The 23,012-nt window shown below is 62.4% G+C and carries 25 protein-coding genes; 17 read left to right on the forward strand and 8 right to left on the reverse strand.

What is annotated here, in order from left to right; all coding sequences use genetic code 11:
* Nucleotides 1–9 precede the first annotated feature (9 nt).
* Genes MB818_RS04655 through MB818_RS04670 form a run of 4 tightly spaced genes read left to right on the forward strand, consistent with a single transcriptional unit; the run spans nucleotide 10 to nucleotide 3,030 of the window.
* Nucleotides 10–873 (forward strand): branched-chain amino acid aminotransferase, encoded by an 864-nt coding sequence (locus MB818_RS04655; RefSeq protein ID WP_234216083.1) that lies wholly within the window; start codon nucleotides 10–12, stop codon nucleotides 871–873.
* A complete protein-coding gene (locus MB818_RS04660) occupies nucleotides 870–1,934 on the forward strand; it encodes an AbrB family transcriptional regulator (protein WP_238904147.1) in 1,065 nt (354 codons plus the stop codon). The genes MB818_RS04655 and MB818_RS04660 overlap by 4 nt, the downstream gene beginning before the upstream one ends.
* Nucleotides 1,935–1,973: 39 nt before the next feature.
* The gene (locus MB818_RS04665) at nucleotides 1,974–2,429 is read left to right on the forward strand and encodes a universal stress protein (protein WP_234137281.1); all 456 of its coding nucleotides are present in this window, start codon (nucleotides 1,974–1,976) and stop codon (nucleotides 2,427–2,429) included.
* A gap of 7 nt (nucleotides 2,430–2,436) precedes the next feature.
* The gene (locus MB818_RS04670) at nucleotides 2,437–3,030 is read left to right on the forward strand and encodes a 2-hydroxychromene-2-carboxylate isomerase (protein ID WP_234216085.1); all 594 of its coding nucleotides are present in this window, start codon (nucleotides 2,437–2,439) and stop codon (nucleotides 3,028–3,030) included.
* Between the two features lie 53 nt (nucleotides 3,031–3,083).
* On the opposite strand, the gene MB818_RS04675 is transcribed toward MB818_RS04670, so the two are convergent.
* Nucleotides 3,084–3,674: a CGNR zinc finger domain-containing protein gene (locus MB818_RS04675; protein WP_238904149.1), complete on the reverse strand. Its 591-nt coding sequence runs from the start codon at nucleotides 3,672–3,674 to the stop codon at nucleotides 3,084–3,086.
* 128 nt (nucleotides 3,675–3,802) lie between these two features.
* Here MB818_RS04675 and MB818_RS04680 point away from each other — a divergent pair, with 128 nt between their 5' ends.
* From MB818_RS04680 to MB818_RS04725, 10 genes are all read left to right on the forward strand, one after another.
* Nucleotides 3,803–4,417 carry an FMN-dependent NADH-azoreductase gene (locus tag MB818_RS04680; RefSeq protein ID WP_234142591.1) on the forward strand — a complete coding sequence of 205 codons (615 nt, stop codon included), beginning with the start codon at nucleotides 3,803–3,805 and terminating at the stop codon, nucleotides 4,415–4,417.
* Nucleotides 4,418–4,538: 121 nt separating this feature from the next.
* Entirely contained in the window at nucleotides 4,539–5,102 is a 564-nt protein-coding gene (locus MB818_RS04685; RefSeq protein WP_234137277.1) for a NifU family protein, read from the forward strand.
* Nucleotides 5,092–5,682, forward strand: coding sequence for a tRNA (adenosine(37)-N6)-threonylcarbamoyltransferase complex dimerization subunit type 1 TsaB (tsaB, locus tag MB818_RS04690; protein ID WP_238904151.1), 591 nt, complete (start codon nucleotides 5,092–5,094; stop codon nucleotides 5,680–5,682). The genes MB818_RS04685 and tsaB overlap by 11 nt, the downstream gene beginning before the upstream one ends.
* A complete protein-coding gene (locus MB818_RS04695) occupies nucleotides 5,679–6,092 on the forward strand; it encodes a GNAT family N-acetyltransferase (protein ID WP_238904153.1) in 414 nt (137 codons plus the stop codon). Before tsaB ends, MB818_RS04695 begins: the two co-directional genes overlap by 4 nt.
* A gap of 157 nt (nucleotides 6,093–6,249) precedes the next feature.
* Nucleotides 6,250–7,248: a BMP family lipoprotein gene (locus MB818_RS04700; protein WP_234137274.1), complete on the forward strand. Its 999-nt coding sequence runs from the start codon at nucleotides 6,250–6,252 to the stop codon at nucleotides 7,246–7,248.
* Between the two features lie 123 nt (nucleotides 7,249–7,371).
* A complete protein-coding gene (locus tag MB818_RS04705) occupies nucleotides 7,372–8,901 on the forward strand; it encodes an ABC transporter ATP-binding protein (protein ID WP_238904155.1) in 1,530 nt (509 codons plus the stop codon).
* A complete protein-coding gene (locus MB818_RS04710) occupies nucleotides 8,901–9,995 on the forward strand; it encodes an ABC transporter permease (protein WP_234142587.1) in 1,095 nt (364 codons plus the stop codon). The genes MB818_RS04705 and MB818_RS04710 overlap by 1 nt, the downstream gene beginning before the upstream one ends.
* Nucleotides 9,995–10,960, forward strand: coding sequence for an ABC transporter permease (locus tag MB818_RS04715; protein ID WP_234137271.1), 966 nt, complete (start codon nucleotides 9,995–9,997; stop codon nucleotides 10,958–10,960). Before MB818_RS04710 ends, MB818_RS04715 begins: the two co-directional genes overlap by 1 nt.
* Before the next feature lie 91 nt (nucleotides 10,961–11,051).
* Nucleotides 11,052–11,972 carry a sulfite exporter TauE/SafE family protein gene (locus MB818_RS04720; RefSeq protein WP_234137270.1) on the forward strand — a complete coding sequence of 307 codons (921 nt, stop codon included), beginning with the start codon at nucleotides 11,052–11,054 and terminating at the stop codon, nucleotides 11,970–11,972.
* A gap of 1 nt (nucleotide 11,973) precedes the next feature.
* A complete protein-coding gene (locus MB818_RS04725) occupies nucleotides 11,974–12,747 on the forward strand; it encodes a TIGR02186 family protein (RefSeq protein ID WP_234162790.1) in 774 nt (257 codons plus the stop codon).
* Between the two features lie 2 nt (nucleotides 12,748–12,749).
* Here MB818_RS04725 and MB818_RS04730 read toward each other — a convergent pair whose 3' ends face one another.
* The 7 genes from MB818_RS04730 to MB818_RS04760 all read right to left on the reverse strand — a co-directional run bounded on the left by MB818_RS04730 (nucleotide 12,750) and on the right by MB818_RS04760 (nucleotide 19,678).
* A complete protein-coding gene (locus MB818_RS04730) occupies nucleotides 12,750–13,478 on the reverse strand; it encodes an SDR family oxidoreductase (RefSeq protein WP_234142584.1) in 729 nt (242 codons plus the stop codon).
* Entirely contained in the window at nucleotides 13,475–15,010 is a 1,536-nt protein-coding gene (locus MB818_RS04735; RefSeq protein ID WP_238904157.1) for an ATP-dependent DNA helicase, read from the reverse strand. The genes MB818_RS04730 and MB818_RS04735 overlap by 4 nt, the downstream gene beginning before the upstream one ends.
* Nucleotides 15,011–15,069: 59 nt before the next feature.
* Nucleotides 15,070–15,708 carry an acyl-homoserine-lactone synthase gene (locus MB818_RS04740; RefSeq protein WP_234137542.1) on the reverse strand — a complete coding sequence of 213 codons (639 nt, stop codon included), beginning with the start codon at nucleotides 15,706–15,708 and terminating at the stop codon, nucleotides 15,070–15,072.
* Between the two features lie 82 nt (nucleotides 15,709–15,790).
* A complete protein-coding gene (locus MB818_RS04745; protein ID WP_234162791.1) occupies nucleotides 15,791–16,510 on the reverse strand; it encodes a helix-turn-helix transcriptional regulator in 720 nt (239 codons plus the stop codon).
* Nucleotides 16,449–16,667: a hypothetical protein gene (locus MB818_RS04750; protein ID WP_234137265.1), complete on the reverse strand. Its 219-nt coding sequence runs from the start codon at nucleotides 16,665–16,667 to the stop codon at nucleotides 16,449–16,451. Before MB818_RS04750 ends, MB818_RS04745 begins: the two co-directional genes overlap by 62 nt.
* Before the next feature lie 213 nt (nucleotides 16,668–16,880).
* Nucleotides 16,881–18,167 (reverse strand): crotonyl-CoA carboxylase/reductase, encoded by a 1,287-nt coding sequence (gene ccrA / locus MB818_RS04755; protein ID WP_234137264.1) that lies wholly within the window; start codon nucleotides 18,165–18,167, stop codon nucleotides 16,881–16,883.
* Nucleotides 18,168–18,277: 110 nt separating this feature from the next.
* On the reverse strand, nucleotides 18,278–19,678 hold the full coding sequence (locus MB818_RS04760) for a 1-acyl-sn-glycerol-3-phosphate acyltransferase (protein ID WP_234137263.1): 1,401 nt from the start codon (nucleotides 19,676–19,678) through the stop codon (nucleotides 18,278–18,280).
* A gap of 149 nt (nucleotides 19,679–19,827) precedes the next feature.
* On the opposite strand from MB818_RS04760, the gene MB818_RS04765 reads away from it, so the two are divergent.
* From MB818_RS04765 to deoD, 3 genes are all read left to right on the forward strand, one after another.
* Nucleotides 19,828–21,828 carry a protein meaA gene (locus MB818_RS04765; RefSeq protein ID WP_234137262.1) on the forward strand — a complete coding sequence of 667 codons (2,001 nt, stop codon included), beginning with the start codon at nucleotides 19,828–19,830 and terminating at the stop codon, nucleotides 21,826–21,828.
* Between the two features lie 108 nt (nucleotides 21,829–21,936).
* The gene (locus MB818_RS04770) at nucleotides 21,937–22,254 is read left to right on the forward strand and encodes an H-NS histone family protein (protein ID WP_234137261.1); all 318 of its coding nucleotides are present in this window, start codon (nucleotides 21,937–21,939) and stop codon (nucleotides 22,252–22,254) included.
* A 15-nt stretch (nucleotides 22,255–22,269) separates the two neighbouring features.
* Complete coding sequence (deoD, locus tag MB818_RS04775; protein WP_234137260.1) at nucleotides 22,270–22,980, forward strand: purine-nucleoside phosphorylase; 711 nt, start codon at nucleotides 22,270–22,272, stop codon at nucleotides 22,978–22,980.
* The last annotated feature ends 32 nt before the right edge of the window (nucleotides 22,981–23,012 follow it).

The raw sequence follows: 23,012 nt of genomic DNA on the forward strand, positions 1-23,012 counted from the left end.
GAGGCGATCATGGCAACCGGCAGCAATATCCGCACCTATTTCCAAGGCAGTTGGCACGAGGGCGACGCCCCGATCATCCGCGCCGCCGATCACGGCGCCTGGCTGGGATCGGGCGTCTTTGACGGTGCCCGCTATTTTGACGGAATGGCCCCCGATCTTGAGGCGCATTGCGCGCGGGTCAACCGCTCGGCCGAGGCGCTGATGCTGACCCCCACGGTGTCGACCGAAGACATGATCGAGATCGTGCGCGAGGGGCTCAAGGCCTATCGCCCGGATCAGGCGGTCTATATCCGGCCGATGTATTGGGGGATAGACGGCGATCCGACCGCGATCATCCCGATGGCCGACAGCACCGGCTTCGCCGTCTGCCTGGAAGAAATCCCGATGGCGCCCGCCACGGCCTCGGCGACGCTGACCACCACCCGGTTCCGCCGCCCGGTGCTCGAGGACGCGGTGGTCAACGCCAAGGCCGGATGCCTTTACCCCAACAACGCCCGGATGCTGCGCGAGGCGCGATCCAAGGGATTCACCAACGCGTTGGTGGCCGATGCGCTGGGCAATGTGGCCGAAACCGCCACCGCCAATATCTTCATGGTCAGGGATGGCGAGGTGTTCACACCCATCGCAAACGGCACCTTCCTGGCTGGTATCACCCGCGCGCGCCACATCAAGAACCTGCGCGACGATGGTATCGCCGTGCATGAAACGGTGCTGAGCTTTGCCGATTTCCACGCGGCCGACGAAGTGTTCATGTCCGGCAACATGAGCAAGGTGACCCCAGTCACCGCGTTGGACGACACCCAGTACCAGATCGGCCCGATCGCCCGTCGCGCGCGCGCTCTCTATTGGGACTGGGCGAAAACCAACGCGTGATCCTGCGCTTTGCAGAGCTGCGTCGGGACCTGCTGACGCTAGCGGTGGGCGCATGTGGCGCCTTGGTTGCGGCGCTGCTTCTCTTTCCCATGGCCCTGTTGGCCGGGCCCGCCGTTCTGGTATCGCTGGCGGGACTTTCGGGGCTGTCGCTTCATATCTCGCCACAGTTGCGCGACGCGGGCTTTCTCATCGTCGGCCTCAGCATCGGCTCGATGGTGAGCCCTGAAAGCATCGAGGCGATGATGCGCTGGCCGGTGGCTTTCGGCCTGCTGGCCGGACTGACGCTGGTCACGCCCTGGGCCGGACGCTGGCTGATTCCACGTCTCTTGCCCATCGACCAGGACGAAGCATTTCTCGCGGCGGCACCCGGTCACCTGAGTCTTGTCATCGCTCTGGCAGACAGTCTGCGCCTGTCGCTGACACGTCCCGTCGTGCTGGCCTCGATCCGCCTGATGGCGCTGACACTGCTGGTGCCTCTGGCGGCCACCCTGGCGGGGATCGACATTGGACCGGGCCTGCCGCAGGCCTCGGCTGTGACCCCATGGGCCTGGATTCTTGTCCAACTCGTCGCGGCCCTGCTGCTTGCCCCCTTGCTGAAAGCAGCCAGGCTGCCGGCCCATGTGCTGATTGCCGGCATCCTGGTGGCCGCCACGACGCATCTTGCGGGCTGGACGGCAGGTGGTCTGCCCGGCTGGGCCGCGCAGGCGGCGCTGGTTCTGATGGGTACGCTGATCGGAACCCGGTTTGGCGGCATGGGGTGGCGCGAGCTGCGCCAGAGCCTGACAGCGGGTCTGGCCATCGTCACCGTGACCACGGGCCTGGCGGCGCTGGTGGCGCTCCCGGCCTCTTATCTTTCCGGTCTGCCGCTGCTGGATGTGTTGCTGGGCTTTTCGCCCGGCGGCCTTGAAACCATGATCATTCTCAGCGCCGCCCTGGGCGCCGATCCCAGTTTTGTCGCGGCGGCGCATCTGTTCCGCCTGTCGGTACTGGCCGTCGTCCTGACCCTCTATGCCACCAACGTGGCGCGGAGGGCGGCAGGGAAAAGCGATGGACAGCGTTAGGCCCCTCAGGCAGATTGACCGGGATTGTGGAGGACCGAGATGCGCAAGTTTCTTGTTGTACTGGATGACAGCCGCGAGTGCCTGAACGCGATGCGGTTTGCCGCCATGCGCGCCGCGCACACAGGTGGCGGGGTGGCGATCCTGTCGATCATACCGCCGGACGAATTCAACCACTGGATCGGCGTCGGCGAAGTGATGCGCGAAGAGGCACGCGAGCGTATCCACGCGCATTTCGAGGTGTTCGCCAAATGGATGCGCGACAAGCAGGGGGTTGAGCCCGAATTGGTGATCCGCGAGGGCGAGGCCGTACCCGAGATCATCGCACAGATTCAGGAAGACCCCGAAATCGGGGTTCTTGTTCTGGGTGCTGGCACCGACAAGAAGGGACCCGGCCCGCTGGTGTCGCAAATGAGCCGCTCGTCGGGCAGCCTGCCCATTCCCATAACCATCGTGCCGGGCGACCTGAGCAAGGAAAAGCTCGAAGCGATCACCTGAGGCGGGCATGGGCAAGCGCATTTCATTCTGGTTCGAATTTGCCTCGACCTATTCCTATCTTTCGGCGATGCGGATCGAACGGGCCGCCGAAGCGTTGGGGGTCTCGGTCGACTGGGAGCCATTCCTGCTGGGGCCGATCTTTGCCGCGCAGGGCTGGACCAGTTCGCCCTTCAACCTCTATCCGGCCAAGGGGCGGTACATGTGGCGCGACATGGAGCGGCTTTGTGCCCGGCAGGGCCTGCCGCTGACGCGACCCGACCCGTTCCCTCAAAACGGGCTTCCGGCGGCACGACTGGCACTGGTGGCCCGCGAGATGGGCCACATCGCGCCCTTTGTCCGCGCCGTCTATGGCGCGCAATTCGGGCGTGGGCTGGTGATTTCGGATCCGCACGTGCTGGCCTCGTGCTGGGCCGAAGCAGGATTGCCGCCCGAGGCAATGGAGCGGGCCAAGGCGCCCGAGATCAAGGCCGCGCTGTTTGCCCAGGGCGAGCGCGCCGCCGCGCTTGACCTGTTCGGCGCCCCCAGTTTCGTGGTGGGGGAGGAGCTGTTCTGGGGCGATGATCGGCTGGACCAGGCATTGGCGCTGGCTGCCCAATCCTGATTGCCCCACGTCCTAGGCTTCGTTTTCAAACCCGTTCGCACGCGCGGTCGAGGTCAATCCGATTTTGCGCGGGCGCGATGTGACGCCACCTTGGCCCGGTTGCCGCAGACGGCCATGCTGCACCATCGGCGCCGATTGTTCTTGCTGGTATCGCGGAACCAGTAGGTGCAGGTCGGTCCGTCGCATTGACGGGTCCGGCCGGGTTCTCCCTGGCACAACAAATCGGCGATGGCGGCGGCGCACAGGCCGACCAGATCGCGGCCATTTCGAAGTCTTGGCACCTGCTGCAATTCCGGTACGCCCTCTTGTGTCACGACGATACGGTCATGCCGGCTGGTTTCGGCAAGACAGGCATTCAGACGGTCAAGGAATTCGGCCGAGGCCACGGGGACATTGTCGCAAAACGCGGCCCGCAGGTCCCGCAGGTCAGAGGCGGCGGCCTCAAGTTCCTGTGCCTCAAGCGTGTTGCGTACTGCCTCTGCCTCTTGGGCGGTGAGCAATCCGACGGACTGCATCCAACACAGCATCTCGGTACCGTTCCGCAACCAGTCCAGTTCCTCGCCATAGGGCGCCCCCATCGAGTTCAGCAACTCGACCCCTGTGTTGTCGGCAATCAGATAAGGCGGTGGAAGCGTGGTGCGCATGGATCGAATGCCCCGAGTCAGGTCACGTTGGCGTGACCCATTATGTAACCCCCTAAAATGCCCTTTACAAGTTTCCACCCTCATGTAACCGATTATCTCACTTTTAATGGTTACAAAGGAGCCCACCTATGCCAACCCTTCTTCATATCGTCGCCTCGCCCCGCGGAAGTGCATCGAAATCGAACGCGCTTGCCGAGACCTTCGTCACCGCACAACGCGCCAAGGACCCCACTCTCCAGGTGGATCGCCTTGACCTTTGGGACGAGGACCTGCCCGCCTTTGACGGCGATCCAGCCGCTGCCAAGATGACCTTTTTCGGAGTGGGCGAGATGGACCCCGCCAAGGAACAAGCCTGGTCCGAGGTTGCACGGATCACGGACCGCTTCATGGCGGCCGATCACATCGTGATCGGTGTCCCGATGTGGAACGGCGGCATCCCCTATCGGCTGAAGCACTATATCGACATCATTACCCAGCCCGGCATGCTGTTCGGCTTCGACCCTGAAGCGGGGTATTCGGGCCTTCTGCGGAACAAGAAGGCAACGGTGGTGACCACCAGCGGCGTCTGGTCCGAGGGGGCGGACGCAAAGTATGGCAGCGATTTTCACTCGACCTATCTGAAATGGTGGTTTGAGACCATCGGGATAACGGATGTGACCATCGTCAGATACCAGCCTTCGCTGCTGACGAACGATCCGCAGGCGGGGTATGACCACGCCCAAGCCACCCTGACCGCGATGTGATCACCGGTGCACGTCAACGGGTTGGCCAGATCATGGCCAACCCGAGATTTAGAATGGTTCAAAAGTTGACAAGGGGCGGGTGCCGCCTCATATCTGAGGGGAGCGATAAGGAATTCCGACCATGTTCATCCAGACCGAATCGACCCCGAACCCGGCAACGCTGAAATTCCTGCCCGGACAGACCGTTCTGGAGGCAGGCACCGCCGATTTCCCCTCGGCCGACGCCGCCGAGAAATCACCATTGGCCGCGCGCATCTTTGCTGTCTCCGGGGTGACCGGTGTTTTCTTCGGCAATGATTTCGTGACCGTGACCAAGGCCGAAGGCGTCGAGTGGGACCATATCAAACCCGCGATCCTGGGCGCGGTGATGGAGCATTACCAGTCCGGCCAGCCGGTGATGGGCGCCGATGCACAGGCCGCCTCGGGCCATGCCGAACATAGCGGCGAGGATGCAGAGGTCGTGACCCAGATCAAGGCGCTTCTGGACAGCCGGGTGCGCCCGGCGGTGGCACAGGACGGTGGCGATATCACGTTCCACGGCTTTGACCGGGGCGTGGTCTATCTCCACATGCAGGGCGCCTGTGCGGGTTGCCCCTCTTCGACGCTGACCCTGAAAATGGGGATCGAGAACCTGCTGCGCCACTACATCCCCGAAGTGACCGAGGTGCGCCCCGTTGCCGTCTGACCCGGTCATTCTGGCATTCGACACATCGGCCGCGCATTGCGCGGCCGCTTTGCTGGTGGGCGATCGGATCGTTGCCGCTACCGCCGAAGAGATGACGCGCGGCCAGGCCGAGCGGCTGATGCCCCTGCTCGAAGAGATGCTGCGAGAAGCGGGATTGGGCTGGCGCGACCTTGATGGCATCGGCGTCGGCATCGGGCCGGGCAACTTCACCGGTATCCGCATTTCCGTTTCCGCCGCGCGTGGCCTGGCACTGGGGCTCGGCATTCCCGCAGTCGGGGTCGACGGGTTCGAAGCCCGTGCGCCGCTGACGCCGTCGGGGGTCTTGCCCGCGATTCCGGCGCCGCGCGATCAGGTCTATTTGATGCCCGAAGGTGGCACGGCACAGCTCATGCCCCGGCAAGAGGCCGAGGCGTTTGGGCTGCTTCAGACCGAATACGCTCCCAAGCAGCTGGCAGAGGCCATCGCCCGGACCACCGCCACCCGCTGGCGCGATGCCACGACTCCCCCCGCCCCGCTATATGTCCGCCCGGCGGATGCGGCGCCCTCGCGCGACCGGCCTCCGGTGCTGCTCGATCCATGACACCGGCGGACCTGGCCCGGCTGCATGGCCGCGCCTTCACCCAGTCGCGCCCCTGGAGCGAGGCGGAATTCGCGACGCTGCTTGGCAACCCGTACAACCATCTGGTCGGCGATAACCGCTGCTTCGCCCTGTTTCAGCTTATCGCGGGTGAGGCCGAGCTGTTGACCATTGCCACCGACCCTGTCTACCGCCGTCAGGGGCTGGCACGCGCCTGCATGAATGAGTGGCAGATACAGGCGGCGCATGCCGGCGCCACCCGCGCCCTGCTTGACGTAGCGGACGATAACGACCCGGCCATTGCACTCTACACCGCCTGCGGCTATGCGCCCTGCGGTCTGCGCCGGGGCTATTACCGGCGTCCGAGTGGAGAGACAGCCGATGCCATCGTGATGGAGCGCCCCCTGCCCTGACGGCAAGCGCCGCATTCTCGGACCAAGCGGTCAAAAAGCGGTTGACCGGCAGGGTTGCTACCGTCCTTAATTACCAGCATCACAGCAGTTCTGCTCGCTCTGAGCGGGGTGACTGGTCCGCCACCGCCCCGGGAACAATAACCAACGGGAGTATAAGATGACCCTGATGAAATCCCTGATGGGAGCCGCCGCAGCGATGGCGTTGACCGCGGGCGCCGCCCTGGCCGAACCGGCCCTGATCTTTGATCTGGGCGGCAAGTTCGACAAGTCGTTCAACGAGGCCGCATTCAACGGCGCCCAACGCTGGGCCGAGGAAACCGGCGGCAGCTTCCGCGAGATCGAACTGCAATCGGAGGCCCAGCGCGAGCAGGCGCTGCGCCGCTTTGCCGAGGCAGGCGCCAACCCGGTCATCACCATGGGCTTTGCCATGGCCGACCCGCTGAGCGCCGTTGCTGCGGACTATCCCGACACAAAGTTCGTCGCGGTCGACGTGACCTGGCTTGACGCGCCCAATATTCGCCAGATCGGCTTTGCCGAACACGAAGGCTCGTATCTGGTCGGCATGATGGCGGCGATGGCTTCGAAATCGGGCACCGTGGGCTTTGTCGGCGGCATGGACATTCCGCTGATCCGCCACTTTGGCTGCGGCTATGCCCAGGGCGCCAAGGCGGTGAACCCCGATGTCAAGATCGTGGCCAACATGACCGGCACTACCCCGGCCGCATGGAACGACCCGGTGAAGGGCTCGGAACTGACCAAGGCGCAGATCAGCCAGGGCGCTGATGTGGTCTATGCCGCTGCTGGCGGCACCGGTGTCGGCGTGCTGCAAACCGCAGCCGACGAGGGCATCCTGTCGATCGGCGTCGACAGCAACCAGAACCACCTGCATCCCGGCAAGGTGCTGACCTCGATGCTGAAACGCGTCGACGTGGCCGTCTATGACGCGATGAAGGCCGGCGAAAACCTCGAAACCGGCGTCTTCAACATGGGCCTCGCCGAAGAGGGCGTGGGCTATGCGCTGGATGACAACAACGCCGCCCTTATCTCGGACGAGATGAAGGCCGCAGTTGATCAGGCCCGCCAGGACATCATCGACGGCAAGCTGAGCGTGGTGAGCTATTACGAGAACGACAGCTGCCCCGCACTGAAGTTCTGATCCAGATCGCGGGCCGGACCTTCCGGCCCGCATTCACCCGGCGCTCCTTCGGCCCTGCGGACCATCCTTGCGAAGACGCCCGCCCGGGCGGATGAGCGCCCTTTCGGCCATCGAGGACAAGACATGACCGTCCCCGCCATCGAGCTCAAAGGGATTTCCAAATCCTTTGGGCCAGTGCAAGCAAACAAGGACATCTCGATCAGCGTCGCCCCCGGCACCATTCACGGTATCATCGGCGAAAACGGTGCGGGCAAGTCCACCCTGATGAGTATCCTTTACGGCTTCTACAAGGCCGACAAGGGCGAGATATGGATCAACGGCAAGAAGACCGAGATCCCTGACAGCCAGGCGGCCATTGCTGCCGGGATCGGCATGGTGTTCCAGCATTTCAAGCTGGTCGAGAATTTTACCGTGCTGGAAAACATCATTCTGGGCGCCGAGGATGGCGGGTTGCTGAAACCCTCGCTGGCCAAGGCCCGCCGCACCCTGGCCGAGCTGGCCGCCGAATACGAGCTGAATGTCGACCCCGATGCGGTGATCGAAGAGATCGGCGTCGGTATGCAGCAGCGGGTCGAGATCCTCAAGGCGCTGTATCGTCAGGCCGAAATCCTGATTCTGGACGAGCCGACCGGCGTGCTGACCCCGGCCGAAGCCGATCAGCTGTTCCGCATCCTTCACCGGCTCAAGGATGAGGGTAAGACGATCATCCTGATCACCCACAAGCTGCGCGAGATCATGGAGGCGACCGATACCGTCAGCGTGATGCGGCGGGGCGAGATGACCGCCACCGTCAAGACGGCCGAGACCAGCCCCGAACATCTGGCTGAGTTGATGGTGGGCCGCAAGGTGTTGCTGCGTGTCGACAAGGTGCCCGCCAAACCCGGCAAGCCGATCCTGGAAATCGAAAACCTGCGCGTAACCGACGAAAATGGCGTCGAACGGGTCAAGGGCATCGACCTGACCGTGCGCGCGGGCGAGATCCTGGGCATCGCCGGCGTCGCAGGGAATGGGCAGTCGGAACTGCTCGAGGTGCTGGGCGGCATGCGACCGGGCAGCGGCGCGATCCGGCTGAACGGCGCCCCGCTGCCGCTGAGCGGCCCGGGATCCGACGCCCGCGCACGCCGCGCCGCGCATGTGGCCCATGTGCCCGAGGACCGCCAGCGCGAAGGGCTGATCATGGAATTCCACGCCTGGGAAAACGTGGCCTTTGGCTATCACCACGATCCGGCCTATCAATCCGGCATCTTCATGAACAACGCCGCCCTGCGCGCCGATACCGACCGCAAGATCGAGAAATTCGATGTTCGCCCCGCCGATGGCTGGCTGGCGGCCAAGAATTTCTCGGGCGGCAACCAGCAAAAGATCGTCGTGGCGCGCGAGATCGAGCGCAATCCCGACCTGTTGCTGGTCGGTCAACCGACGCGTGGCGTCGATATCGGCGCCATCGAGTTCATTCACAAGCAGATCGTCGCCCTGCGCGATCAGGGCAAGGCGGTTTTGCTCGTCTCGGTCGAACTGGAGGAGATCTTTGGCCTTGCTGACCGGATCGCGGTGATGTTCGACGGCCATATCATGGGTGAGCGCCTGCCCGACGAGACGGATGAAAAGGAACTCGGCCTGCTCATGGCCGGTGTCAACGGGGAGGCCGCCTGATGGACAAGATGCCCAAATGGGCCGATGTGGTGCTGATCCCGCTGATCAGCCTGATCCTGGCCGCGATCCTGTCGGCACTGGTGATCCTTGGCATCGGCGAGGATCCGGTGGCCGCCGTCAACATGATGGTATCGGGGGCGCTGGGGTCGACCTATGGCTGGGGCTACACGCTCTATTACGCCACCAACTTCATGTTCACCGGCCTGGCCGTGGCCGTCGCCTTTCATGCGCGCCTGTTCAATATCGGCGGTGAAGGGCAGGCGATGCTGGGCGGGCTTGGCGTGGCGATGATCTGCCTTTACATCCCCTGGCCGCATTGGACCATGGCGCTGTTGGCCGCCTGCGCGGCCTCGATGCTGTTCGGGGCCGTCTGGGCCGCGATCCCGGCCTATCTGCAAGCGCGCCGAGGCAGCCATATCGTGATCACCACGATCATGTTCAACTTCATCGCTGCGGCCTTGCTGAACTATATGCTGGTCAACGTGATGCGGCCCGACGGCTCGATGGACCCGGCCAGCGAACGCTTTCCGGCCGCCGTGCATCTGCCCACCCTGCATGAGCTGCTGGCCCCGATCGGCATCAGCTTTTCCAAGGCGGCGCCGGCAAACGTGTCGTTGCTGGTTGCGGTGCTGGCCTGTGTCGTGGTCTGGGCGCTGATCTGGCGCACCCGGCTGGGATATGAAATCCGCGCCTATGGCCATTCCGAGAGCGGCGCGCTTTATGCCGGGATCTCGCCCTTCAAGATCACCATGGTCGCCATGCTGATCTCGGGCGCACTGGCCGGGCTGATGGCCACCAACAACGTGATGGGCGAGGCCGAGCGGCTGGTCCTGAACTCGACCGAGGGCGCCGGTTTCATCGGGATCGCCGTGGCGCTGATGGGGCGCAGCCACCCGTTCGGGGTGTTTCTGGCCGCGATCCTGTTCGGCTTTCTCTATCAGGGCGGCGCTGAACTGGCTCTGTGGACCAATATCCCGCGCGAGTTGATTGTGGTGATCCAAGCCTTGGTGATCCTGTTCACCGGGGCGCTGGACAACATGGTGCGGATGCCGCTGGAGAAAGTCTTCCTGGCCCTGCGGAAAGGCAAAGCGTGATGGATTTCCTGACGATCATCCAGGTGCTCGACTCGACGATCCGCCTGTCAACGCCGCTGTTGCTCGCCTGTCTGGCCGGGCTCTATTCCGAACGGGCGGGCATTTTTGACATCGGGCTTGAGGGCAAGATGCTGATGGCCGCATTCTTTTCCGCGGCCGTTGCGGCGGTCAGCGGCTCGGTCCTGCTGGGCCTTCTTGCCGGGATCGCCTCGTCTCTGGTGCTGGCGGGGTTGCATGGACTGGCCTCGATCACCTTTCGCGGCAACCAGCTGATTTCCGGGGTCGCGATCAACTTTCTCGCCGCTGGCATGACCGTTCTGGTGGCGCAGGACTGGTTCAAGCAAGGCGGACGCACGCCGTCGCTGTTCGGTGGCGCCCGATTCGAACCGATCGACTGGCCGCTGGCCGAGACGCTGAGCGGCATCCCCGTTCTGGGTCCGATCTATGCCGAACTGCTCTCGGGCCATTCGGTGCTGGTCTATCTGGCGTTTCTGGCGGTGCCCGGCACCTGGTGGCTGCTGTATCGCACCCGTTTCGGCCTGCGCCTGCGCGCGGTGGGCGAGAACCCGGCCGCTGTCGATACTGCCGGCGTCTCGGTCGTGGGGCTGCGCTATGCGGCGGTGATGATCTGCGGCGTGCTGTGCGGCATTGCCGGCGCCTACCTGGCCACTGCACTTCAGGCCGGGTTCGTCAAGGACATGACCGCCGGGCGCGGCTTTATCGCGCTGGCAGCGTTGATCTTTGCCAAATGGCGCCCGCTGCATGCGATGTGGGCCTGTCTGCTGTTCGGGCTGCTGCAAGCCATTGCGCTCAGGTTCCAGAATATCGACCTGGGCGGCGTGGTGATCCCGGTGCAGGTGATGGACGCCCTGCCCTATATCCTGACCGTTGTGATCCTGGCCGGATTCGTCGGCAAGGCGATTCCCCCGCGCGCGGGCGGTGAGCCCTATGTGAAAGAGCGGTGATAGGGCCAGTTCCCCGGGGAATTTCGGTCCTGTTCGCTGCAAAGCGGCATTCCCCGTTGATTTGACGGGGCATGCCGGTTTAACAAAAAACATGCAGATATACCTTCCCATTGCCGAGGTTTCGGTCAACGCGTTCCTGCTGCTGGGCCTCGGCGGCATGGTCGGCATCCTGTCGGGCATGTTCGGGGTTGGTGGCGGCTTTTTGATGACGCCCTTGCTGTTCTTCATCGGCATCCCGCCCGCTGTGGCGGTGGCGACCGAAGCGAACCAGATCGTCGCCTCGTCCTTTTCGGGAGTTCTGGCGCATTTCCGAAGGCGTACGGTCGATTTCAGGATGGGAACGATCCTGCTGATCGGCGGCCTGACCGGCGCGGCGCTGGGCGTGGTCCTGTTCAACTACCTTAAGAGCCTGGGCCAGGTCGATCTGCTGGTAAAGCTCTGTTATGTCGTCTTTCTGGGTATCATCGGCGGGCTGATGTTCATCGAAAGCCTGAATGCCATCCGCAAATCCCGCAAGTCAGGTGGCACAGTGCCGAAACGGCGCCAGCGTGGCTGGATCCATGCGATGCCGTTCAAGATGCGGTTCCGCACCTCGGGCCTCTATATCTCGGTTATCCCGCCTGTGGTGGTCGGTCTGCTGGTCGGGGTGCTGTCAGCAATCATGGGGGTCGGTGGCGGCTTTATCATGGTGCCCGCGATGATCTATCTGCTGGGCATGCCGACCAAGGTCGTGGTGGGCACCTCGCTGTTCCAGATCATCTTTGTCACCGCATTCACCACCATGCTGCATGCTACCACCAACTACACGGTTGACGTGGTGCTTGCGGTGCTGCTGCTGATCGGGGGCGTGATCGGAGCTCAGATCGGAACGGTGATCGGCGCCCGGATGAAGGCCGAACAGCTGCGCATCCTGCTGGCTGGGCTGGTTCTGGCAGTCTGTGCGAAACTGGCCCTTGACCTGTTGCTGATGCCCAGCGAGCTTTTCTCGCTTGGCGCCTCGGGGGGGCACTGAGATGCGCCGCATCGTTCTTGCCACTCTGCTGGCGCTGGTGATGCCGCTGATGGCCACGGCCACCGAAGAACAAGTGGTACTTGGCCTGAGCCGTGACCGCGTTGCGATCACCGCCGACTTTGACGGTTCAGACATCCTGATCTTTGGCGCGGTGAAGCGCGAGACACCGATCCCGCAGGGCGATCCGCTTCAGGTGATCGTGGCGGTGTCGGGTCCTTCGACCCCGGTGCTGGTTCGCCGCAAAGAAAAGAAGCTGGGAATCTGGGTCAACACCGACAGCGTTCTGGTGGATTCAGCCCCCAGTTTCTATGCCGCCGCGACCAGTGCGCCGTTCAGCCAGGCCCTGAGCGATACCGAGGACCTGCGCCACAAGGTGTCCATCAAGCGGGCAATCCGCTCGGTCGGCGCCGACATGAACATCGCCGACGCGCAAGAGTTTACCCGGGCCGTTGTTCGCATTCGCCAGAACGAAGGGCTGTATTCCATCCGCGAGAACACCGTTGCCGTGGATGAACAGACCCTGTTCCGGACCGAGATCGACATGCCCGCCAACCTGACCGAGGGCGAATATGTCGCGCGTATCTTCCTGACTCGCGGCGGCAAGGTGGTTTCGAACTTCCAAACCACGATCGATGTGCGAAAGGTGGGGCTGGAACGGTTCCTGTTCAATCTGGCGCATCAGCAACCGGTTCTGTACGGGCTGATGTCTCTGGCCATTGCCATCGCCGCCGGATGGGGCGCCTCTGCCGCATTCCGGGCGCTGCGCGGAACCTAGACTCAGCCGCGCCCGACATAGGGCATCGTGGTCGCCATCACCGTCATGAACAGGACATTCGCCTCGGGCGGCAGGGTCGCCATATGCAGAACCGAGCGGGCCGCATCCATGACCGCCATCGACGGATCGGGCGTGCGGCCTTCGGCCAGCGCCCTTTCGTTCAGGCCCCGCACCATATCGGTCTGGGCATTGCCGATGTCGATCTGTCCCGCCGCGATGCCAAAGGCGCGGCCATCCAGTGACAAGCTGCGGGTCAGACCGGTGATCGCATGCTTTGTCGTGGTGTAGTGGATCGAGTTCGGCCGAGGTGCATGGGCCGCAATGGACCCGTTATTGATGATCCGACCACCCTGTGGCGCCTGCCCTCGCATCCAGGCAAAAGCGGCTCGGGCGCAAAGGAACATGCCGTTCAGGTTCACATTGACGGTTGTGAACCAGTCATCGAGAGCGATTTCGTCTATGGTGCCGCCCGGCGCAAAAATGCCCGCATTGTTGAACAGCACGTCGAGCCGCCCGACCCTGCCCTGAAACCGGTCAAAGGCACGCTCGACCAACTGCGGATCGGTCACATCTGCCACCAGTGGAACCGCGCGGTCGTGACCCGCCGCGATTTCCTCCAGCATCTCGCCACGCCGAGCCAGCAATCCCACGGTCCACCCTTCGCCAAGGAACAGCTCGGCGGTGGCGCGCCCGATGCCGGAACTGGCACCGGTGATCAGGATGGTTCTCATGCCTCTTGCTCCTCTTCCAGTGTCAGCACCGGCGCGGCGGCCTGCCGCAGATCATCGACCCGCAGCGGATAGGTCGGTTTCGACAGGCGATTGCGCACCACCCAGATCAGCCGTTCCTGCGCACGGGTGATTGCCACATAGGCCAGTCGTTTCCAGAGGGGTTGCCCCGCCTCGACGCGTCCGGCGCGGGCGGCGGCATAGATGTCAGGGGCAAAGACCTGCACCGTCTCCCATTGCGACCCCTGCGCCTTGTGGATGGTCACCGCCGCCCCGTGCAGGAACGTCGCGCCCATGCGGGCCGCGAAAGGGATGAACGGCTCCTCTTCATCAGGCTTCTCGATCTTGACGATCGAGGCGGCGCTGACTTGCGGATCCTCGGCGCCCATCACATGCAGGCGCGAGAATCCCGGTTTGCGACCGGGGCCCAGATAGATCACCTGTGCCCCCTTGATCAGGCCCCGCGCTTCGAGGTCGAGCCGTTTCTTTCGGTGTTTGAGCGGCAACTCGATCCCGTCGCAGATCAGCGGTTCACCCTCCAGAAGTTCGGTCTCGGGCGCCCCGTGGACCGAGCGAAAGGCGTTGATCAGGCGAATCCGAGTGGCGTTACGCCAGACCAGGACCGGACTGCGGGCCATCAGGTCGACCTCGACCCTGCCGCCCCAGACGACGCGGTCGTCCTGACGGGCCTTGTCCTCGACCATGCGCTCGAAGGCCTCGAAATCGACTGCCGGATCGGCCAGGGCATGGGCCAGATCCAGGATCGGGCTGTCGGCCTCTTGCCGGTGAATGCGGCTGAGCGTCAGCTTGCGCGGTTCGGGCAATGCATCGAACACCATCGATCCGGACTGGTTGACCGGTGCCAGCTGCGCCGGGTCACCGAACAGGATCAGGGTGGGAAAGATCTCTTTCAAATCCTCGAACTGGCGGTCGTCCAGCATCGACGCCTCGTCGATGAATCCGATATCCAGAGGTTCCTCACGGCGCTTCCAGCCGGTGATGAAATCCGACCCGCGCAGCCCCGCCGCTGCTAGCGCGCCGGGAATCGATGTGTTGCGCGCGTAAAACGCCGCCGCCCGGTCCAGCGCTGCATCGCTCAGTCCCTCGATCTCGGGCCGTTCACCATTGCCGGCCAGCCATTCGGCGATACGCTCGTAATCAGGGTCATAGACCGGGGTATAGAGGATACGATGGATCGTGGTCGCCGGGACCCCGCGCAGGCGTAGAACACTGGCGGCCTTGTTGGTCGGGGCCAGTATCGCGAGCGTGCGCCGGTCCTTGCTTTTGCGTCCCTCGTAGTCGCCCGAAACGACCTGTACCCCGGCTTCGGTCAGCGCCTTGCAGAGTTCGGCCAGCAACAGGGTTTTGCCCGAACCCGCCTTGCCGATCACCGCCATCACCCCGGTCTTGCCCACGCCGGGCGGGCGCAGCAGCGCATCATCGTCCAGATCGACCCCGGCCGCGCGCAGCAGCTCGGCTATGGCGTCAAAGGCATTGGCCTGATCATCGGAGTAGGTAACAGCATTTGTGGTCATGGCGCGACCCTACAGTCGGGGGCCGCGCCGTGCCAGAGAGGACCGGTCCGTGACGGGAATTATCCCGCCCGGGCAAAGCGGCGACGGTTCACCTTGCCAAAGGCGCGATTGAACCAGAGCCGCGAGAGTTCGCGCGGGACACCCGCCCGTTCGGCTACCCGCGCACAATCGGCGGGCGAAAACGGCCATAGACCTACCGAAACCCGGTCGCGGCCTTCGCCCTCGCTGCCCAGTATCTCGGGCGACGAGCCGATCAATCGATAAATTCGGATCATTCGCTCATCAAAGACACCGGCGATATGCGTCAGGCCGAAACCCTCCATCACCTCGCCCCCACTGAGCATGATCGCGCCAGCAACGCGCGAACTGGCCCTCCGCGAGAGACAGAAGCGCGTGACTTCCCAGATCATCGGGCTGCAGATCGGGCTACCCCCGGTCAGGTGACCAAACACATCGTTGATCATCACAGGGCCAGTCGTAGGCAGAAACCGCATGGAGCCTCCATGGCTTCCATCGGGTTCCTCCCAGATGACATAGAGCGGGTTAAGCTCGTCGTACTGATCGCGCTCTTCCCCATCTTCGTTGACATGTACATCCCATCCAAGGCGCGTCTTGAACTGGTCCGCGCGATCCAAAAACATGGATTTCGCTAGTTTCGGGTATTGGTGCAATTCATCCGCATACAAATAGCGCAGCATTTGTTTGTTCCCTTGCCGTCCGATATGGAACAAAAGGGGTACGTACAAATGGTTAAAATCTGGTCAGTAGTGCGAGCGCCGTTCAAACTACAATAAGACCGCGACTCATTGCGGTAGCTATCGCGTGGGTTGTGTTAAGTGCCCCAAGTTTGAAACGAGCACTTTCGATATAGACCCGCAATGTATGTTCCGAGATTGACAATGAATGCGCCACCTGCGCTCGGCTATAGCCCAGTGCCAGCAAAGTCATCGCATCGACTTCACGCGGAGACAGGTTGCGGAGCTGGTCCGGTTGGCGCGATCTCTCGAACTCCAGCGCCTTGCGGTTGAAAAAATGAGCGATAAGGATCAGATCGCGCCCGTACGTTTCGGTAAACTCGGACCAGACCGCGTCATCGCAGACATGGTTCACGGTAAAGAGGGCGAACTGCCCGTTTGGACCTCGGATCGGAATCGAGTAACCCTGATTTCCAACCCCGTGTTCCAGCGCATCCTGCAAGAACGCTTTGGCAACCTTGCCTGACCAGTCGAGCCGCTTCCAGTCTACCGGGTGAAACCTTTGAAAACATCCCAGAATCACCGGGTCTATCCGGTGATAGTTCTTTTCCAGGTACCGTTCCTGCCAGGCTTGAGGATAGGTTGCACATCCATATTGATCGCCAGCGCTGTCAACCCAGTGATAGACGATGTGGTCAATTTCGAGCGTATCGCGCAGTTTGACGGTAACCCTTTCGAGGTCTTCAAGCGCGCTGGTGGCGTCCAAGTCCTCCAAAATCGGGTTCAGGTTGACCTTTCTGCCCATGGGTCGGTGACAGCGCCTCTTCTCTCTTGGACGCGATCTCGGCCGCAGCAACGATCTTGGTGTCGTCGAGCTGCTCGGCCAGGGCACTCAAGCCATTCGCGTTGGCGAAGGTTTTGAGGTCCGACAGGACGTCCAGTATCCACTCAGTTTGCGGCATCAGAGTCTCTCCGAAACGGTTAACGAAAGGTTAACACAACTATAGCATGTGCGGCTTGTGGGTGAAAATTCACTGCTTTCCACTCCCCAAAAGTAGCGAGGTGGCAATTTCTAACCTCCTGATACCCCGTGGCCGTGTCCCGCAAACGCAAATGGCCCGCGAACCATAGCGGTGATTCGCAGGCCATGATGTCAGCCAGTTCTGTCGGTTGGGTTAATCGCGGGCGTCCAGCACCTCTTCCAACGTGCGCAGACCGGTGCGGGGCGATTGCACCAGCACCGACATGTTGCCGGGTTTGTGCTCGTTGCGCAGCATCTTCATATGCGCCTCGGGCAGGTCGGCCCAGGTGAAAACCTCGGACATGCAAGGATCAAGCCGACGCTCCAGCATCAGCCGGTTGGCGGCGGCTGCCTGCTTGAGATGGGCAAAGTGTGAACCTTGCAGGCGCTTCTGGTGCATCCACATATACCGCACGTCGAAAGTGCAGTTGAACCCGCTGGTGCCGGCACAGATCACCACCATGCCACCCTTTTTCACCACCAGCGACGACACCGGGAAGGTCGCCTCGCCAGGGTGTTCAAAGACCATGTCGACACTCACACCCTTGCCGGTGATGTCCCAGATCGCCTTGCCGAACTTGCGCGCCTCTTTTAGCCAAGCGGCATATTCGGGCGTGTTGACCGTGGGCAACTGGCCCCAGCAGTTGAAGTCCTTGCGATTGATCACGCCCTTGGCGCCCAGTCCCATGACGAAGTCGCGCTTGTCCTCGTCCGAGATCACACCGATCGCATTGGCGCCAGCGGTGTTGATCAACTGGATCGCATAGGACCCCAGACCGCCCGATGCGCCCCAGACCAGCACGTTCTGGCCCGGTTGCAGGTCATGCGGCGGGTGGCCGAACAGCATCCGGTAGGCGGTTGCGAGGGTCAGGGTGTAACAGGCGCTTTCTTCCCAGGTCAGATGCTTGGGGCGCGGCATCAGCTGCTGTGCCTGCACACGGGTGAACTGGGCAAACGACCCATCCGGGGTCTCGTAGCCCCAGATCCGCTGGCTGGGCGAGTACATCGGATCGCCACCGTTGCATTCCTCGTCGTCGCCATCATCCTGGTTGCAGTGGATCACGACTTCGTCGCCGACCTTCCAGCGCTTGACCTTGTCGCCCACCGCCCAGACGATGCCCGAGGCATCCGAACCGGCAATGTGATAGGGCTGCCCATGGCCGTCGAACGGGCTGATGGGCTTGCCCAGCGCCGCCCAGACGCCGTTGTAGTTGACGCCCGCGGCCATCACCAGAACCAGCACATCGTGGCTGTCAAGCTCGGGGATATCGACCACTTCCTGCTGCATGGCGGAGTTGGGCTCGCCATGGCGCTCGCGACGGATCGCCCATGCATACATCTTCTTGGGCACATATCCCAGCGGCGGGATCTCACCCATCTCATAGAGGTCTTTTTCGGGCGCCTCGTAAGACGCGATACCGCTGTCGGTGTCCAAAGCCATGGTGGCCTCCTTTTACGATCTCTTTGCCGCAACGCAGAATCGCGGCCCTCAGCATGACCTACAAACGGTCACGCAACATTGCAATAGCAATTGACCAATGTTTTGAAATTTTATGACCCTGCAATCGCAGAAAGTTCTGCTGCATATGCAGCGCCGCCATCCATCAGATGTGCAATCGAGGCCGCGTAATATGCCAACAGGTCCTGCCGCTCGGTGCCCGGACCGAAGCGGCCATCACTCTCGACCAGGATGCGCCGCTCGATCAACTGCCGCAGCCCCACTTCAATCGCATAGTGGCGGTCGTCGCGCGGCATATGGATATGTGCATGCGGCAACGCAGCAAGGGCATGATCGAACCCTGCGGCCAAAGCACTACGGGTCATCGGCCCGTTTTGCTGGATCAGCCAGGCCACCAGCGGCACCGGAAGCACCGGTACAACAGCCCCGATACGCGCCATCAGTTCGCGTGCCAGCGGTACTGTCGGGTCTCCCTTGGCCTTGGTTCGAAACCCGGACAAAGACAGAGGCCTGCCGAAACTGACAGCCGCATAGCCAAAGCGGTGAAACCGTCCGGTGATCCGCCACCAGAACTGCTTGAGAAACCAGATCGTGATCACGCCAATCCGCGCGCGAAAACGGCGCTCTCCGCGGCTGGCGGCGGCTGTCAGGATCGTGTCCTCGAGCACGCGGTCATAGTTGATCGACACCGGAACAAAGACCACATCGCGCCCAGCCGGGTCGGCGCCGTCTACGATGTATTTCAGCAGACCCAACTTGGGCCGCCCCAACCCGCCCGACAGGCTGAGCCCGCCTTCGGGAAACATTGCCTGTGTCACGCCCGCCTCGGTCGCATGGCGGACATAGGCGGCCAGCACCTTGCGGTAGAGGTCGCTGCGCGATCTACGGCGGATGAAATAGGCGCCCATCGCCCGGATCAGCCGGCTGAGCGGCCAGACCCGCGCCCATTCGCCCACCGCATAGCTGAGCGCGGATTGCTCGGCGGCAAGATAGGTGACCAGAACGTAATCCATGTTGCTGCGATGATTCATCACAAAAACAACAGTCGCCTCGGGGTCGATGCCGCGCAGCGCCTCGGCGTCCACATGGCCCAGCCGGACGCGATAAAGCGCGTTCGAGAGAAAGCGTGCCAACCGGATTGCAAAACTGAAATAGGTAAAGGCCGAAAAGCCCGGAACGATCTCGCGCGCATAGCGTCGCGCCTGCTCGAACGCCACCGCCTCGGGGATACCTTCGTCGCGAGCCTGGTCACGCACGGCACGCGCCACCTCTGGATCGTAGATCAGCCGCTGGATCATGTCGTGACGGCGGGCCAGCTTGAAGGGTTGGATCGGTCGGGCCAACCGCGTGTTCAACCGGGCAACCGCGCGTTCCAGCCTGCGGCGGAAAAACCAGCGGACTGATGGGAAAAGAAAGTGCGAGGCGAAGGTGACCGCGGCAAACAGCACGATCAGCACGAATAGCCAAAGCGGGAGTTCCACGGTCTGCGTCATTCCGGCACACTGCCACCAATCGCGGCCCCTCACAATCGAATGATGCGAGATGGCTTCGCCGCAATGCAGCGAATTGACATGTCCCGAAAATTGCGATTTAGAACCCTCTAGCGAAACTTTGTTACCGAAGCAGAATCGAGAGGCCGTCCATGTCGCAGATGCAAAAAGACCGTCAGACTGCAAACTCCGACCGCAAGGCGGACCGTCCCTGGCTGATCCGCACCTATGCCGGCCATTCGACCGCCAAGGCCTCGAACACGCTCTATCGCAACAACCTGTCCAAGGGGCAGACCGGCCTTTCGGTGGCCTTCGACCTGCCGACGCAGACCGGCTATGACAGCGACCACGTGCTGGCGCGTGGCGAGGTGGGCAAGGTCGGTGTGCCGATCTGCCACCTGGGCGACATGCGGGTGCTGTTTGACCAGATCCCGTTGGAACAGATGAATACCTCGATGACGATCAACGCCACGGCGCCTTGGCTGCTGGCGCTCTATATCGCGGTGGCCGAAGAACAGGGCGCGGATGTCTCGAAACTGCAAGGTACGGTTCAGAACGACCTGATCAAAGAGTATCTCTCGCGCGGCACCTATGTGTGTCCGCCGAAACCGTCGCTCAAGATGATCGCGGATGTGGCCGAATATTGCTACACCAACGTGCCGAAATGGAACCCGATGAACGTGTGTTCCTATCACCTGCAAGAGGCGGGCGCGACACCGGAACAGGAACTGGCCTATGCGCTGGCCACCGCCATCGCGGTACTCGACGAGTTGAAACCGCGTGTCCCGGCCGAAGACTTCCCGGCACTGTGTGGCCGCATCTCATTCTTTGTGAATGCAGGCATCCGCTTTGTCACCGAGATGTGCAAGATGCGCGCCTTTGTCGATCTGTGGGACGAGATTTTGGAAAGCCGCTATGGCGTCAACGACCCGAAGTTCCGCCGTTTTCGCTATGGGGTGCAGGTGAACTCGCTGGGCCTGACCGAGCAGCAGCCGGAAAACAACGTCTACCGCATCCTGATCGAAATGCTGGCCGTGACCCTGTCGAAGAAGGCCCGCGCGCGCGCCGTGCAGCTGCCCGCCTGGAACGAGGCACTGGGCCTGCCCCGCCCCTGGGACCAGCAATGGTCGATGCGGATGCAGCAAATTCTGGCCTACGAAACCGACCTGCTGGAATATGGCGACCTCTTTGACGGCAACCCGGTCGTGGATGCCAAGGTCGAAGAATTGAAAGCGGGCGCGCGCGCCGAATTGGCCAACCTCGACTCGATGGGCGGTGCGGTTGCCTCGATCGAATACATGAAATCGCGTCTGGTCGATTCCAATGCCGAACGCCTGAACCGGATTGAGCGCAACGAAACCGTAGTGGTTGGCGTCAACCGCTGGACCGAAGGCGAACCCTCGCCCCTGCAGACCGAGGATGGCGGTATCATGGTCGTCGATCCGGCGGTCGAACAGGAACAGATCGCGCGGCTGGATAGCTGGCGAGCCGAACGGGACGATGCGGCGGTTGCTGCGGCACTGGAGGCGCTGCGCGCCGCGGCCCGGAGCGGAGCGAACGTGATGGAACCCTCGATCGCGGCGGCGCGGGCCGGGGTCACCACCGGCGAATGGGCCGAAGAAATGCGCAAGGCCTATGGCACCTATCGCGGCCCCACCGGTGTATCCGGATCGGTCTCGAACAAGACCGAAGGCTTGGAAGACCTGCGCGCGGCGGTGGACGCGGTCAGCGACCGGTTGGGCCGTCGCCTGAAATTCCTTGTGGGCAAGCCGGGGCTGGACGGTCATTCCAACGGCGCCGAGCAGATTGCCTTTCGCGCCCGCGACTGTGGCATGGATATCAGCTATGACGGTATCCGCCTCACGCCCGAGGAACTGGTCACCTCGGCGCTCGAGCAACAGGCCCATGTAGTCGGCCTGTCGATCCTGTCGGGCAGCCATCTGCCGCTGGTCGAAGAGGTGATGGATCGCATGCGCCTCGCCGGTCTGGCACATATCCCGGTAATCGTTGGCGGCATTATCCCTGACGAGGACGCCCAAAAATTGCGCGCAATGGGGGTCTCCAAGGTCTATACACCCAAGGATTTCGAATTGAACGGAATTATGGGTGATATCGTGACGCTGGTGAGAGACACCGAAATAGCAGCGGAATAAATTCGCCGCTCTAATAAAATGATGCTGAAACGCGTCTTTGTCTGTGCTTAACGTGGCGCGATTAGCGCCACTTTTTTTGCGCTCAATAGAACTCAAAAGGAACACAGGATGGGACACGATCTTAGCGGCATGACGCGTAAGGAACTGATCAACCTAAGGGACAAGGTTGATGCAGCCATCAAAACCGCCGAACAACGCGAACGTCAGGAAGCCCTGAAAGCGGCGGAAAAGGCGGCAGCCGAGTTCGGCTTTTCATTGGCCGAATTGTCCGGTGAAACACGCAAATCGACCAAGGGGACCAAGGCCCAGCCCAAATACCGTAATCCCGCCAATCCGGAACAGACCTGGTCGGGACGCGGACGCAAACCGCAATGGGTGCATGATGCCATTCAGAGCGGCGCAGATATCTCCGATCTGGAAATCTGAGCGGATTCTGGGGAAATGACGATCCATATTGGCGCCAAGGCTGGCGAAATTGCGGAAACCGTTCTTTTACCCGGCGATCCCTATCGCGCGAAATGGGCGGCCGAAACGTTCCTGGATAATCCGGTTCTGATAAATGAGGTTCGGGGCATGTTGGGGTTTACCGGCATGTGGCGCGGAAATCGGGTAACCATTCATGGGTCCGGGATGGGCATGCCATCGCTGTCGATCTATGCCAACGAGCTGATCCGCGATTATGGGGCAAAAACGCTGATCCGGATTGGCTCCTGCGGGGGGATGCAGGACAGTGTCGAGGTGCGGGACGTGATCCTGGCGATGACAGCCTCGACGCTTGGCACGCCGTCACGCGGCATCTTTCGCGAGTTGAACTTTGCCCCCTGCGCCGATTGGTCCCTGCTGCACGCAGCGGCGCGTGCCGCCGAAACAAAAGGCGTGCGGACCCATGTGGGCGGCATCTATTCGTCGGACGTGTTCTATGACGAGCGGCCCGATCTGAACGAACAGATGGTGCGCCACGGCGTGCTGGGGGTCGAGATGGAGGCGGCAGAGCTGTACATTCTGGCGGCACGGCATAAATGCCGGGCGCTGGCGGTGCTGACGGTTTCCGACCATTTGCTGACCGGGGCCGCCCTGCCCAGCGCAGAGCGCGAGACCAGCTTTGGCGACATGGTCGAGATCGCGCTGCACGCGGCCTTTCCCGACGCCTGAACCCAAAAGAAAAACGCGGCTCTCAGGGGCCG

The sequence above is a fragment of the Ruegeria alba genome (assembly GCF_022321465.1).
Lineage (GTDB): Bacteria > Pseudomonadota > Alphaproteobacteria > Rhodobacterales > Rhodobacteraceae > Ruegeria_B > Ruegeria_B alba.

Excerpts from the sequence above, each read along its gene's own strand:
- MB818_RS04655 (WP_234216083.1), top strand. The coding sequence starts at position 10 with ATGGCAACCGGCAGCAATATCCGCACCTATTTCCAAGGCAGTTGGCAC.
- MB818_RS04665 (WP_234137281.1), top strand. The coding sequence starts at position 1,974 with ATGCGCAAGTTTCTTGTTGTACTGGATGACAGCCGCGAGTGCCTGAAC.
- MB818_RS04670 (WP_234216085.1), top strand. The coding sequence starts at position 2,437 with ATGGGCAAGCGCATTTCATTCTGGTTCGAATTTGCCTCGACCTATTCC.
- MB818_RS04675 (WP_238904149.1), bottom strand. The coding sequence starts at position 3,674 with ATGCGCACCACGCTTCCACCGCCTTATCTGATTGCCGACAACACAGGG.
- MB818_RS04680 (WP_234142591.1), top strand. The coding sequence starts at position 3,803 with ATGCCAACCCTTCTTCATATCGTCGCCTCGCCCCGCGGAAGTGCATCG.
- MB818_RS04685 (WP_234137277.1), top strand. The coding sequence starts at position 4,539 with ATGTTCATCCAGACCGAATCGACCCCGAACCCGGCAACGCTGAAATTC.
- MB818_RS04695 (WP_238904153.1), top strand. The coding sequence starts at position 5,679 with ATGACACCGGCGGACCTGGCCCGGCTGCATGGCCGCGCCTTCACCCAG.
- MB818_RS04700 (WP_234137274.1), top strand. The coding sequence starts at position 6,250 with ATGACCCTGATGAAATCCCTGATGGGAGCCGCCGCAGCGATGGCGTTG.
- MB818_RS04705 (WP_238904155.1), top strand. The coding sequence starts at position 7,372 with ATGACCGTCCCCGCCATCGAGCTCAAAGGGATTTCCAAATCCTTTGGG.
- MB818_RS04710 (WP_234142587.1), top strand. The coding sequence starts at position 8,901 with ATGGACAAGATGCCCAAATGGGCCGATGTGGTGCTGATCCCGCTGATC.
- MB818_RS04715 (WP_234137271.1), top strand. The coding sequence starts at position 9,995 with ATGGATTTCCTGACGATCATCCAGGTGCTCGACTCGACGATCCGCCTG.
- MB818_RS04720 (WP_234137270.1), top strand. The coding sequence starts at position 11,052 with ATGCAGATATACCTTCCCATTGCCGAGGTTTCGGTCAACGCGTTCCTG.
- MB818_RS04725 (WP_234162790.1), top strand. The coding sequence starts at position 11,974 with ATGCGCCGCATCGTTCTTGCCACTCTGCTGGCGCTGGTGATGCCGCTG.
- MB818_RS04730 (WP_234142584.1), bottom strand. The coding sequence starts at position 13,478 with ATGAGAACCATCCTGATCACCGGTGCCAGTTCCGGCATCGGGCGCGCC.
- MB818_RS04735 (WP_238904157.1), bottom strand. The coding sequence starts at position 15,010 with ATGACCACAAATGCTGTTACCTACTCCGATGATCAGGCCAATGCCTTT.
- MB818_RS04740 (WP_234137542.1), bottom strand. The coding sequence starts at position 15,708 with ATGCTGCGCTATTTGTATGCGGATGAATTGCACCAATACCCGAAACTA.
- MB818_RS04745 (WP_234162791.1), bottom strand. The coding sequence starts at position 16,510 with ATGGGCAGAAAGGTCAACCTGAACCCGATTTTGGAGGACTTGGACGCC.
- MB818_RS04750 (WP_234137265.1), bottom strand. The coding sequence starts at position 16,667 with ATGCCGCAAACTGAGTGGATACTGGACGTCCTGTCGGACCTCAAAACC.
- ccrA (WP_234137264.1), bottom strand. The coding sequence starts at position 18,167 with ATGGCTTTGGACACCGACAGCGGTATCGCGTCTTACGAGGCGCCCGAA.
- MB818_RS04760 (WP_234137263.1), bottom strand. The coding sequence starts at position 19,678 with ATGACGCAGACCGTGGAACTCCCGCTTTGGCTATTCGTGCTGATCGTG.
- MB818_RS04765 (WP_234137262.1), top strand. The coding sequence starts at position 19,828 with ATGTCGCAGATGCAAAAAGACCGTCAGACTGCAAACTCCGACCGCAAG.
- MB818_RS04770 (WP_234137261.1), top strand. The coding sequence starts at position 21,937 with ATGGGACACGATCTTAGCGGCATGACGCGTAAGGAACTGATCAACCTA.
- deoD (WP_234137260.1), top strand. The coding sequence starts at position 22,270 with ATGACGATCCATATTGGCGCCAAGGCTGGCGAAATTGCGGAAACCGTT.